The organism is Leucobacter sp. OH1287, from assembly GCF_003859945.1.
Classification (GTDB): Bacteria; Actinomycetota; Actinomycetes; order Actinomycetales; family Microbacteriaceae; genus Canibacter.
The window spans coordinates 1-11,672 of sequence record NZ_RQYM01000013.1; the positions used below are offsets into that span (position 1 = coordinate 1).

The 11,672-nt window shown below is 54.1% G+C and carries 15 protein-coding genes; all 15 read left to right on the plus strand.

Features of this window, described 5'->3' with window-relative positions; translation table 11 throughout:
* The first annotated feature begins 552 nt into the window (after window positions 1-552).
* The 15 genes from EII30_RS07410 to EII30_RS07480 all read left to right on the plus strand — a co-directional run bounded on the left by EII30_RS07410 (window position 553) and on the right by EII30_RS07480 (window position 11,669).
* On the plus strand, window positions 553-1,047 hold the full coding sequence (locus EII30_RS07410) for a hypothetical protein (RefSeq protein WP_148090563.1): 495 nt from the start codon (window positions 553-555) through the stop codon (window positions 1,045-1,047).
* A 229-nt stretch (window positions 1,048-1,276) separates the two neighbouring features.
* On the plus strand, window positions 1,277-2,815 hold the full coding sequence (locus EII30_RS07415; protein ID WP_199731596.1) for a hypothetical protein: 1,539 nt from the start codon (window positions 1,277-1,279) through the stop codon (window positions 2,813-2,815).
* Between the two features lie 25 nt (window positions 2,816-2,840).
* Window positions 2,841-4,322 carry a hypothetical protein gene (locus EII30_RS07420; protein ID WP_124886702.1) on the plus strand — a complete coding sequence of 494 codons (1,482 nt, stop codon included), beginning with the start codon at window positions 2,841-2,843 and terminating at the stop codon, window positions 4,320-4,322.
* The gene (locus tag EII30_RS07425) at window positions 4,285-5,847 is read left to right on the plus strand and encodes a hypothetical protein (RefSeq protein WP_124886703.1); all 1,563 of its coding nucleotides are present in this window, start codon (window positions 4,285-4,287) and stop codon (window positions 5,845-5,847) included. The genes EII30_RS07420 and EII30_RS07425 overlap by 38 nt, the downstream gene beginning before the upstream one ends.
* Before the next feature lie 90 nt (window positions 5,848-5,937).
* Window positions 5,938-6,591 (plus strand): transposase, encoded by a 654-nt coding sequence (locus tag EII30_RS07430; RefSeq protein WP_124886704.1) that lies wholly within the window; start codon window positions 5,938-5,940, stop codon window positions 6,589-6,591.
* A gap of 125 nt (window positions 6,592-6,716) precedes the next feature.
* On the plus strand, window positions 6,717-7,043 hold the full coding sequence (locus EII30_RS07435) for a hypothetical protein (RefSeq protein WP_124886705.1): 327 nt from the start codon (window positions 6,717-6,719) through the stop codon (window positions 7,041-7,043).
* 38 nt (window positions 7,044-7,081) lie between these two features.
* Window positions 7,082-8,098, plus strand: a complete 1,017-nt coding sequence (locus EII30_RS07440; protein ID WP_124886706.1) for a major capsid protein — start codon at window positions 7,082-7,084, stop codon at window positions 8,096-8,098.
* Between the two features lie 94 nt (window positions 8,099-8,192).
* A complete protein-coding gene (locus EII30_RS07445) occupies window positions 8,193-8,561 on the plus strand; it encodes a hypothetical protein (protein ID WP_124886707.1) in 369 nt (122 codons plus the stop codon).
* Between the two features lie 28 nt (window positions 8,562-8,589).
* Window positions 8,590-8,967: a hypothetical protein gene (locus EII30_RS07450; RefSeq protein ID WP_124886708.1), complete on the plus strand. Its 378-nt coding sequence runs from the start codon at window positions 8,590-8,592 to the stop codon at window positions 8,965-8,967.
* On the plus strand, window positions 8,964-9,329 hold the full coding sequence (locus EII30_RS07455; RefSeq protein ID WP_148090564.1) for a hypothetical protein: 366 nt from the start codon (window positions 8,964-8,966) through the stop codon (window positions 9,327-9,329). Before EII30_RS07450 ends, EII30_RS07455 begins: the two co-directional genes overlap by 4 nt.
* 16 nt (window positions 9,330-9,345) lie before the next feature.
* On the plus strand, window positions 9,346-9,666 hold the full coding sequence (locus tag EII30_RS07460) for an HK97 gp10 family phage protein (protein ID WP_124886710.1): 321 nt from the start codon (window positions 9,346-9,348) through the stop codon (window positions 9,664-9,666).
* Entirely contained in the window at window positions 9,663-10,073 is a 411-nt protein-coding gene (locus tag EII30_RS07465) for a hypothetical protein (protein ID WP_124886711.1), read from the plus strand. The genes EII30_RS07460 and EII30_RS07465 overlap by 4 nt, the downstream gene beginning before the upstream one ends.
* A gap of 78 nt (window positions 10,074-10,151) precedes the next feature.
* On the plus strand, window positions 10,152-10,742 hold the full coding sequence (locus tag EII30_RS07470; RefSeq protein WP_124886712.1) for a hypothetical protein: 591 nt from the start codon (window positions 10,152-10,154) through the stop codon (window positions 10,740-10,742).
* Between the two features lie 115 nt (window positions 10,743-10,857).
* The gene (locus tag EII30_RS07475; protein ID WP_124886713.1) at window positions 10,858-11,262 is read left to right on the plus strand and encodes a hypothetical protein; all 405 of its coding nucleotides are present in this window, start codon (window positions 10,858-10,860) and stop codon (window positions 11,260-11,262) included.
* Between the two features lie 74 nt (window positions 11,263-11,336).
* Entirely contained in the window at window positions 11,337-11,669 is a 333-nt protein-coding gene (locus EII30_RS07480; protein WP_148090565.1) for a hypothetical protein, read from the plus strand.
* Window positions 11,670-11,672: the final 3 nt, after the last annotated feature.

Consider the following 11,672-nt stretch of genomic DNA (forward strand, 5'->3'; position numbering starts at 1 on the left):
CATGAAACCCGCTACTACCCTAGAAAACATTGGTGAAACCCGGGAATAAATTCATGCACGCGCTCGGCGTGTCGCACCCGCCCGCCGCCGTTATGCCCGCCGCCTGTTATACGCGGTTACCCGTGTACGGTGTATGTTACCGCCCGCGCGTAGGCACGCCCGCGTGTAGGCACGCCCGCGCTTATGCTTATAGGCTACCGCCGCGCCGCCGGTGTACGGTACGCGCCGCGCCGTACGGGTAGAGCACATCGCCGCTTCCGCCGGGGCTACATCGGCACGCCATGCCACCGCGCCGCGTGAGACACGATAGCCGCGCCGGGGGTAGCGGCGGCACAGCCTACCGCCGCGCTACCAGGTCACACCGCGCCGCCGCTCAAGCACGGGCGTTACTTATGTTGTGTTTATTGGGGGAGGACACCCCCACCCGGGGCTGATTCCACCCGCCACCGCCGGGTTCTGACGCTCGCGGTGCGCGTGACTCTGGGGTTTTATAGAGGTTTGTTGTTTTGTTGTTTTTTCAGGGGTTTTAGTCGATATTAGGGGGTGTTTTTTGTGGCTGGTCGTGGTTTTCCGCCGGGTGGTAATCGGTCTCGTGAGCGTGATAATCCGGTTCGGGAGAGTGTGCGTGCTGATGGTGCTGTGGGTGGGTTTGATTTGCCTGATGATGTGTTGCCGCAGCTTGTTGTGGATGGTAAACCTCAGTTTGATGTGGATGGGAATCCGATTCGTGAGGAGTGGCACCCGCAGACGCGGCGTTGGTGGGAGAATTGGCGGCGGTCGCCTCAGGCGACTCGTATGGTGACTGATCCTGATTGGGATTATTTGTTGGATACGGCGTTGGCTCATCATCAGATGTGGATGACTGGTGGTAAGAATTCGGAGCGTTTGAGTGAGATTCGGTTGAGGGTTGCGTGTTTTGGTGCGACTTATGCGGATCGGGCGCGTTTGAAGTGGGAGATTGAGGCTCCTAGTAATGATTTCGCTGTTGGTGCGGTGGGTAATGTTACTGATTTGGGGTCTGAAAGGCGTAGACGGTTGCGCTCTTAGTTTGTGCTGGGGGTGATTGTGTTTGCCTAGGCAGGTTATTACGGCTGAGGGACATGATCGTGATCGGTCGCTTGGTTGGGCTGCGTTGTGGTGGATTGAGACGTTTGTTGTTCACGGGCGTGGTGGTGTGATTGGTCAGCCTGTTCGGTATAGCGATGAGATGGCTGGGTTCATTCTTGATTGTTATGCGGTGGATGAGTCTGGGCGTAGGTTGTATGATTCGGCGTTTTTGTCGCGTCCTAAGGGGTGTGATAAGTCGGGGCTTGCTGCGGCGTTGTGTTTGTGGGAGGCGTTCGGTAATTGTCGTTTTGATCGTTGGGCTGAGGGCGGGGAGACTTACGAGTTTCTTGGTCAGACGTATGTTTATCAGGAGGGTGAGCCGATTGGTAAACCGGTTGTGTCTCCTATGGTGCGTATTAATGCTACTGAGGAGCTGCAGTCGGGTAATGTGTATGATTCGGTTTACTATAATTTGTCGACTGATACGGCTCCGTTGAGTGCTTTGGCTCGTTTGTATGGGGTTGAGGTTAATAAGTCGTGTATATTGTTGTCGAAAGCGGATGGTGGCGGGGAGATTCGCCCGTCTACGGCTGGTGCTGCGTCTAAGGATGGTGGGCTAGAGACGTTCGTTGTGTTTGATGAAACACACGAGTATAACACTAATGCGTTGCGGAAAATGTATGGTGTTGTGTCTCGGAACTTGGAGAAGCGGCGTAGTGAGGGGTCTTGGTTTTTGGAGACCACTACGATGTATGCTCCGGGTGAGGAGTCGTCGGCTGAGTTGACGTATCGTCAGGCGCAGGCGATTAACGAGGGTAAGGCTCGTAATACTCGCTTGTTGTTTGACCACCGCTGGGGCGATCCTGGCTCGTTTAATAAGGGTGATGATGAGAGCGAGGAGGATTATCGGGCGCGGTTGCGTGCTGCGTTTGCGGACGCTTACGGGGACGCGGTGGCGTGGAATTCGCCGGATACGAAGCTGGATCAGATGTTCGACCAGCGGAACAGTGAAGCTGAAGTGCGCCGTTATTATTTGAATGCGCTTGTTGCGTCTGCTAATTCTTGGTTACAGGTGCATGAGTGGGAGTCTGCTGGGTTGCGTAAGCGTCGTGAGCTAGCGGTTGCTGCAGGTGAACGTTTTCGTGTGTTGCCTCCTTTGCCTGGTGATCAGATCACGTTGGGGTTTGATGGTGGGCAGTCGTCGGACGCTACGGTGTTGATTGGTTGTCGCGTGTCTGACCGGTATGTGTTCCCGATTAAGGTGTGGGAGCGTCCTGATGGTGCTGAGGGTAAGGGTTGGTCTATTGACCGTAAAGAGGTTGCTGCTGTTGTTGCTGAAACGCATGAGAAGTATGATGTGGCAGCGTTTTTTGCGGATCCGCCGTTTTGGCAGTCGTATGTGGATGATTGGGCGTTGTTGTATGGGGCTAATTATCTTGTGCGTGCGTCTGCTGGACATGCGGTTGAGTTTTGGACTAACCGGTCTTCGGTTATGGCGGAGGCTATTGCGCGTGCGCATACGGCTATTACTTGTGGTGAGATGTTACATGGTGACGATCCTGTTTTGCGTCGGCATGTGATGAATGCTCGCCGGTGGAAGCGTTCGTTTGGTTATTTGATTGGTAAGGATCGTAAGGGTTCTGATAACAAGATGGACGCGGCTATGGGTATGGTGTTGGCGTTGGAGGCTGCGGCGCAGGTTCATGCGTCTGGGCGTAAGCGTGAGCGGCGGCGTAGTGAGTATGTGCCGTTTGATCCGCGGGCTTGACCTGTATTTTTAGGGGGTGTTGTGTATGTTGTCGGATGTTAAGGTGCCGGGGTCTGATGATTGGTTGTTGAAGTTGTTGGGTGACCAGTTGGGGGCTGGGTTTGGGCGGCTGTCTCGGTTGGATTCTTACCGGAATGGGTCGTTTGCTGTGCCTGAGGGTGGTGACGCGGCTGCGCGTGAGGCGTATAAGCGTTTTGCGGAGCGGTCGCGGTTGACGTTTGCTGACACGATTGTGGTGCAGACGGCTTCGCGTATTCAGCCGCGGGGGTTTAGGACTGCGGTTGAGGATGACCAGAATGGGGACGCGGAGGCGTCCCGGATTATTCGTGAGAATCATTTGACGGTGCAGTTCCGGGATTTGGAGACTGCTAAGGCAACGTATGGGCAGGCGTTCGGTGTTGTCGGGTTGGATGATGATGGGATCCCGTTTGGGGTTGTGAAGGATCCGTGGAGTGTTGCTGTTCGTATGGATCCGGTGCGTCCGTGGCTTTGTGAGGCGGCGGTGATTGTGTCGTTTGATGAGGTTGAGCAGCGTGACGTGCTCACTTTGTTGCGTCCTGGCTATGTGCGGGTTGCTGTGTATCCTGTCAAGAATGGTGTTTCGTCTATTCCTCGGGATGGTACTGATTGGACGGTTGACGCTTCTAAGTGGGAGTGGGCTGGCGCGGGTCAACAGTTGGCGTTTACGGATCGTGTGCCGGTTGTGCCGTTCACTAATCCGGGCGGGTTGGGTGAGTTTGAGGCTCACACTGATTCGATTGATCGGGTTACTACGAGTATTTTGCAGCGGCTTATTATTGCGTCTATGCAGGCGTTGAAGCAGCGGGCGATTATGCCTGATAAGGATACGCCGTTGCCGTTGTATTATCCGGAGGATCATCCGACTAGTCCGGGTCAGAAGATTGACTATAACGAGTTGTGGAAAGCGTCTCCTGCCGCGATTTGGAATTTACCGCCTGGTGCGAAGATTTGGGAGTCGTCTGGTATTGATCTGCAGAGTTTCATTCTTGCAGAGAAAACGGATTTGGAGCATTTGGCGGCGGTTACTGCTACTCCGTTGTATTCGTTGACTCCTAATGTGAATCAGTCGGCTGAGGGTGCGAAACTGTCGCGTGAGTCGATTCAGGCCAAGGTGCGTGACCGGCAGCTTAGGGATAGTGCCGCGTTTGCTGAGTTCATGGGCTTACTGTTTGAAGCGTATGGTGAAACGGGTCGTGCTAGTCGGGCTGAGATTGAGACGATTTGGGAGCCGCAGGAGGTTATTGTTCGTGCGGATCGTGCGGAAGCTGCGCGTGCGGCTCGTCAGGCGGGTAAAACGTCTCGGTTTATTGATGAGCATATTTTTGAGCTTACTCCTGATGAGATGGTTCAGGAGGAGCTTAATCGACGTGAGGAGTCGTTTGAGTCGGCTGTGTTGGGGGGTGGTCTAGTTGCTGCACCAGTTAGTGGAGACACAGACGGATTCGTTGGTGACGGAGCACGCCCGCAGGAGACAGTCGATTATTGAGCAGTTGGTTAGGGTCTTGTTGGGGTTGTGGGGTTCATCCACAGACTGGCGGGATTCTTACCGGGCGCGAGTGTTCGCGCTTGAAGCTCAACCGGTGTTGCGTGCGGGTTTGCGTGAGGCACGCCGGGAGGTGACTAGGCATAATGTGGCGGCGGTTAATTTGGTTGGGGGACAGCCGCCGTCACAGTTGCCGCTCACGGAATTGTATCCTCGCGCTGGGGTGTCACCGGTTGATGTGTATATGCGACCGGCGGCGGCAGCAGCGGACGCGGCGGCGGCGGGTAAGGATCCGGTGAGAGCGTTTACGGAACGGTTGACCCAGATTATTGACCTTGATGTTCAGGCGGCTATGCGTGATGAGACGGTACGGTTTCAGGAGCGGATGATCGCTGAGGGGTTGGCGGTTGATGTTGCGGACGAGTTCGAGGACTCTTACACGGACAAAAACCCGTTTGTTGCTGATTCTGATGGTTGGGACGCGCTCGCCGCGGATGTAGACGATCGTGTTAAGGATACGGGCACGCTTACGGATCGGGACAAACAGGATTTGTATCGTGAGCTTGTTGAGTTGGAGCGTCGCGGCGGAGATTTCCCGGATCCGGTAACTCCGGCTGATTCTGGTGTTTGGGCGTATGAGGATTTCGTGCCTGCCGTGTTTGCGGGTACGGAGCGGGGGCGATACCGTTCGGATGAAGAGTTGCAGCTTGATTACGAGTTGGCGAAAGCGGTTAACCCTGATCTTGATGATCAGCTTGCAGCGGTAGCTAAGGGGCGTGCCGATAAACGCGCTCGCCGTGGTAGACGGGTTAAGGGTGGTGTCAGGTCGGTTAAACCTACTGTGTGGGATCCGAAAGCGTTGCGGGGTAATAATGTTTCGTATGCGAGCGATGACACGCTTTCGCGTAAGGAGTTCGCGGAGTTGTTGCGGACGCGGGAGCGTGAGCGTGTTGCTGCGGGTGGCGTGAATGATCGTGTGGCTAAGTTGATTGCTGAGGGTGCGGATGTGCTCGCGTCTGGGAAGCGTAAGGTTCTGGGGTGGCGGCGTGTGATTCGTCCAGAGTTGTCTAAGACTGGCACTTGTGGTTTGTGTTTTGTGGCTTCGTTTCGTATGTATTCGCGTAAGAATTTGAATGCGATCCATGCTCGCTGTAATTGTGTTGTGTTGCCTGCTACGGCGGTGTTTGATCCGGGGCGGGGTATGAATGAGGCGGATTTGAAGCGGGTGTATCGTGCTGCGGGTGGTTCTACTCGTGCGGGGGATTTGTTGAATACGCGGGTTAGTATCCGTGAGCATGGTGAGCTTGGGCAGGTGTTGACGTATAACCCTAAACGGGGTTGGGTTGATAGTCCACGTAAGCGTGTGTATTCGTCGCCTGACGGTAGCTATGAGCGGTTGCGTGCCACACAGGAGCTTGAGGATGTGGAGTTCGCGTTGAAAGTGTTGCGGGGTAACCGTCGCGCTGATGATGACACGATTTTACGGCTGGAAGCTAGTAGGCGTGAGCTGAAGCGGAAAGTCGCTTAACAATTGAATATCTTTTGCTCCCGGCATTAGTGCCTGTCATAGGCGCGGTTGTTGGGGGTTTCTTATATCGACATGAGTAAGGAAAATGACATGAAAACTGAACGAAAGTTACCGGCTTGGATCCGTTTTGTTGTGGAGCCTGACACAGGTTCTAGCGGCGGTGGTGAACCGGTTGACACTGGCGCTGGGTCTGATACTGGCGGGGATGAAAGCGGGGGGACTGGCGAGACTGACTCGTTCCCGGTGGATACCCCGGTTAAGGATATGACTCCGGAGCAACAGGTCGCCTATTGGAAACATCAGGCGCGTAAGCATGAGAATCGGGCACGCCCTAAGAACTTTGACGAGATTGTGGCTAAGGCTGAGAAGTTTGACGAGTTGGCTAAGCAGCAGATGTCGGATAATGAGCGGGCTGTGGAGGAAGCGAAAGCGGTGGCGTTCGCGGAGGGGCGTAAAGCGCTCGTGCCGTCGCTGGTTCGTGCTGAGCTTAGGGCTGAACTTCCGCATTTGTCGGCGGGGCAGCTTGACGATCTGCTGGAGAATGTCGCGGTTGAGAAGTTCGTGACTGATGACGGTGTGGATGTGGAGCGGGTTCGCCGGTTTGCGAAACCGTTTAAGCAGCCTGTTGAGAGCGCTAATTTGTTTGGGAATGTCATGTCTAAAACCCGGGAGAGGAAAGAGTCAGCCGGGGATTCTATCGCTGCGTATCGTGAGCGTGAGCTTGCACGATATAAGGCTAAATAACCGATTCTATTTTTGAAAGGAGCGTATCGAACGTGACTGATTTCAGTACTTCTGTACGTCGTACCGCGCCGGTGGATACACGCTGGAGGACTAGCAAGCATGGTGAAGCTAACGCTACACCGGGCATGATCCTTGTATCTAATCTGGTTGAGGGAACTCACTATAACGTGGGTGGTCGTAAAGACTACGTTGTCCCGTCTGGGCTTGCTCTGACTTGGGATTCTGATTCTAAGACTTATAAACCGTTTGACGGCACTAACCTGGACGGTTTCGTGAACAATGATGAGGGTGTGGCGTTGCGTAACGCTGCGGGTGAGACTTCTAAGCAGGTTGCGGTGGCTGTGCTTGTGCACGGTATCGTGGATCCGCGTTTCCTCCCTATCACCGACCAGCGCACTAGCGTTACCGCTGCTACTGCGGGCGCGGGCGTTTTCAGTTTCATTAAAGCCTAACCCTCGCCGGTAGGTTTTTGTAGAAAGGAAGTAGTTTTATGGGTTTCACTGAGAAGCACCGTAACGCGGCACAGTTAACTGGTGTCGCTAAGGGTACATTTGACGCTGTGTTTAACGCCTCTATTGTTGGGCAGTATCTGCCTGCGAAAGAGGAGGCTAGCCTGAGTTTTGATTTCCTGGTTAACCAGCCGGGTGTTCACCAGGCGGCTTCCTACCGCACCTACGACACCGAGTCTAATGTTGGTGTCGTTAAGGGCAGCGAGAACCGTTCTGGTAAGCTGCCGCCTCTGTCCACTCGTCTGCACGTTAATGAGTTTGCGCAGCTCACTCAGATCGGCGGCGATATTGGGGCGAAGTTTGAGGAGTACGCTCGTGTGCTCGCTGCGGGTGTTGCTACTCGTCTGATTCAGGCTGGTAGTGAGGCTATCGCTGGGGGTAAAACCTCGATTGATGAGCGTGGGCTTAAGTTCGAGATCGATTATGGGCGTAAACCTGAGCTGACTTCTACCGCGTCTAAGCTGTGGAGTGAGCAGGACGCTGACCCTATCGCTGACCTTATCGCGCTGCGTAACACCTATAAGGGTGAGCCTGGCGGGATCCATGTTCCTCGGAATGTGCTGTATCAGCTGACTGGTAACAAGGCGATCATTACCGCTCATTATGGGCGTGGTAGTGACCTGCCAGCTCGTGTGAGCGTTGAGGATGTTAAGGGTGTGTTCGCTCGGGACGGGTTCAACGTTATCACCAGTGATGAGAAGTTCCTTGACACTAACGGTGTTGAGCAGGTCGTGTTTGGTACTAAACAGGTTGTGTTCCTGCCTAAGCAGGGTGGCACTGTTTACGATCAGGCGCTTGGCACTGGCGCGCTTGGTGACACTCTGTTGGGTGTTACCGCTGAAGCGTTGAAGGAGCCACGCCTGAACGGTGTGCCGGGTATTGTTGCTGGCGCGTTGGAGCATGATGACCCTGCCGGGTTTAACGTGCTTGTGTCGGCGCTCGCTGTGCCTGTTGTCCGTAACGCTAACGCTACTGCTTCGTTGAAGGTGCTAGCGTAGTCTGGTTTCCCTGATTTTGGCGGCTCCCTATGTTCTGTCTTTTGTAATGGTACGGGGGAGCCGCCAAGTTGGGGGCTATATTTTAGGAGGTCGTGTGCCTAGAGTTAATTCGATTGTGAACCTGCTGGCACCGGATTTCACAACCTGTGTGTTGTATCCGGGGGACGAGGTGCCCGCGTGGGCGACTGTTGGCGCTCACCTGATCGCACCGGATCCGGTTGTGGTAGAAGTACCTGCGGGGGTGGCTGATGATGTTTCGGTGGAGGATTCTGAACCGGTTGAGGTGGTTAAACCTAAACGTGGTCGTCCTGCGAAGAAGAAGCCAGTCCCTGAAACCGTATCTGAGGGTAAAGACCCGTTCGATATGAGCCGGGATGAGCTGCTGGAGCTTGCTAAACAGCGTGGTGTGACCGTTGAGGACACGCTCACTGATAGCGAACTGGCGGCGCTGTTGCAGGACTAGCTGAAAGGGGGGCGTTATGGCTGTCACTTTGCCTAATGTACCAGTTAGTGTGCTGTACGCCCAGTATGAGGGTAACCCTGATGTGCTTGGGCGGAAAGAGTGGATTGAAGCTCAGCTGCGTAAGTCCGTGCTGTTGTTACAGGCACAGTTTGGGCAGCGGATCCGGGAACGGCTCGATTCGGGGAAACTGCCGGAGGAGCTGTACCAGATGATTGTTGCTGAAGCTGCGCTGCGGGTGTGCCGTAACCCGGAGGGGTACACGTCCGAGGAACAGGGTAACTACAGTTACACTGTCCGTGCTGCGGTAGCGTCTGGCTATATCATGTTCACGGATATGAACATGCGGGCGCTTCTCGGTAGCGAGGGTGGTTTCATTGGCACGAGTTTTGTGGGGTTGGGCTGGTGAGTATCCGAGGTCGCGGGGTGTGTGATGTTATCGTGCAGCCTCGTAAGGTTGGGCGTGATAGCGCGAAACGTACCGTGCTTGTGAAAGACGGTGACCCTTACTGGCTGCGCCGGGTTGATGTTCAGGGTGTGCGTGACTGGGCGAGTGAGGAAGAAGACCACCGGTACGGTGTCCGCTATCTCACACTGTTTGTCATGTACACACGCGAGTGGACTGCGGACGAGAACGCGCTTGTGTGGTGGGACGGTTACTGGCATGACGTGAACGGATCCCCACAAGCTAATCTACGGTCGCCACGTACTGCTCACTACCGGATCACGCTTAGACGGTTGGGGCGTGAACCTCAACCGGTTGTGCCTTAACGAAAGGGGGTGGACGGTGGTTTACATTAACGGACGTGAAGCGGCTATCGCTGCGGCGGTGTTGTGTGCGTCTAGCGGGCAGTTGGAGAAAGCCGGTAAACGGTTGCAGACGAAAGTGAAAGCGCTCGCGTACCCGGATAAGGTGACGGGTGATTTTCACGACAGTATCAAGGTTGGGCATTTGCCACATGAGAGTGACGGCGGGTTGGCGTTGAAGAGCGTGATTGATGACGTTTACGTGTATTCGGATGATCCGGGTGCGTATGTTATCGAGAACGGCAGTAAACATCGTCCTGGTGGTGGTCACCGTTATTTCGCGAGGAGTATCGGTAAATGAAACCACATCTGCCTGATTTTGAGGTGTTTGTTGCGACTATCTTAGCTGATATTGAACATGTTGCTGCGTTGTTGTCTGATGTGAACGGGGAGACTTGGTCGGAGTCTCCGGCTGTGATGTTCACGGTTTTCAATAACGGGCAGCGGGAGCTGGGTGTTTGGTCGCTCACGCTGCAGCTTACGACTGTGTGTGATCCGGCTGATTCTCATCGCGTGTGTAGTGGCTTATATGAGCTGGTGCATTCGTGGGCTACGCCGGGGCGGGGCGTTGTGGGCACGGTTGGTGTTCATTCTGTGGAGGATGTGAACGTGTTTAACCGTGTGCATGATGTGACGCTTGTGCAGGGTAAGGAACGTGTCCAGTATGCGGCAGCGTTTAACCTGCTGGTGCAGGACTGGGGCGGTTAACGCTTCAGCGGGTCTATATTTCTATATTTTGCCACTCCATAGTTTGGGGTGGTTTTACTTTTGAGAGGGGGGGCAAACATGCCTAACATTACAGAAACGATTATCCCTGGTAGGGGCACAGTGTTCATTGCACCGAAGAACACTCCGCTACCTGACGGCGAACTGGACGATTTCAGCCTCACCGCTGACACTGTTGGCGGCACTTGGAAGAACATCGGGCACACGTCTAAAAATGACATGGTGTCATTCTCTAAAGAGGGTGGCGAAGCGGAAACTAAAGAGACTTGGTTGTCTGATTCGGCGCGCGTGATATATTCCGCTGCGAAGTGGAGCATGACCGTGTCGGCGCTTCAGGTTAACGAGCAGAACCTTAACCTTGCTTTTAATGGTGGTTTCACCACTAACAAGAAAGGCTATGTTGTTCCGGCTACTCCTAAAGCGGTGGAGATGGCGATTTTCATCTATGCGGAGGATAATACGGGTAAGCTCGGTTTCCATATTCCGTCTGCGTCGTTTGGTATGGATGACGCGCCGAGTTTCGCTGCTGATGAGTTCTTTGGTTTGAAGCTGAAAGCTGCGCTGTTGGCTGCACCGATGACCGCGTTTGGTGGTACCGGTTCTGAGCCGGGCATTATGGCTGTTTACAAGACCGGGCTTCAGGGCAAGTAAGCATTCGCCGGGTTAGAGTCTGGCATTAACCGGGTGCGGGCACACCAACGTTATGCGTGTGCCCGCACCTTATCAAATATTTTCACAACTTTATCGCGATAGGACAAACAAGATTATGGCTACGAAAGCTACAAACGTTAAGGCAAAAGAGACCGCACCTGAGACATCTCCTGCGGTCATTGACGCTGACTTTGAGAAAGAAACACAGCGGATCCTCGACAGTATGCCACGGGTGAAACCGTTCGCGTCTCTCCGGCTGAAAGAGCTGAACGTTATCACCGGTATCATGAACACGTTCATGCTCACCCAGAAGAAACACTCTGGCATGACCGAGACTGACAAGCAGCTGATCATCATCGACTGCATGGGTGATCTTGACGATTTCTTGGCGAGTGTCGCTGAGGATCCCGAAGCATATCTGGAGTGGTCGATTCAGCACCGTAACGATATTGAGATGTGGTCTCACCTGCTCGCTTACTACATGAAAGAGCGCTCAAATTTATTCACCTCAGCGGATTAATTGATAAATATGATCGCCGGGAGGGTCAGCCGGGCTGTTTGACGGCTGACCTTGCCGAGTTTTATCACTTGTGTTTGCCTGATGTTTGGGTGGGCAGGATCCGGGTTAGTTGGCTGATTGATTTGATTCATCACTTGGAGGTTAATCCGCGCTCCAGGGTTTATCAGTTGGCTCTTGATGACGGGGTTACGCCTGTCAGGTGGGATCAAACCCAGACTATGCTTGCCGATATTTTTGATCTGGTTGCTGCCGTGAATCAGGCGGAGACTAAGGATAAGAAACCGGTTAAGTATCCTCGCCCGGGTGTGTCACTTGTGCGTGATCGTGACGGGGACGGTAGGGATCCACGTTTGTTTGCTAAGACAATTGCTGATTTTGATGTGGATGCTTGGAATCAACTACTTTAGATC

Bases quoted from the DNA above. Each gene is read 5' to 3' on its own strand.
- EII30_RS07475 (WP_124886713.1), top strand. From the start codon at position 10,858: ATGGCTACGAAAGCTACAAACGTTAAGGCAAAAGAGACCGCACCTGAG.
- EII30_RS07465 (WP_124886711.1), top strand. From the start codon at position 9,663: ATGAAACCACATCTGCCTGATTTTGAGGTGTTTGTTGCGACTATCTTA.
- EII30_RS07420 (WP_124886702.1), top strand. From the start codon at position 2,841: ATGTTGTCGGATGTTAAGGTGCCGGGGTCTGATGATTGGTTGTTGAAG.
- EII30_RS07435 (WP_124886705.1), top strand. From the start codon at position 6,717: ATGATCCTTGTATCTAATCTGGTTGAGGGAACTCACTATAACGTGGGT.
- EII30_RS07440 (WP_124886706.1), top strand. From the start codon at position 7,082: ATGGGTTTCACTGAGAAGCACCGTAACGCGGCACAGTTAACTGGTGTC.
- EII30_RS07470 (WP_124886712.1), top strand. From the start codon at position 10,152: ATGCCTAACATTACAGAAACGATTATCCCTGGTAGGGGCACAGTGTTC.
- EII30_RS07430 (WP_124886704.1), top strand. From the start codon at position 5,938: ATGAAAACTGAACGAAAGTTACCGGCTTGGATCCGTTTTGTTGTGGAG.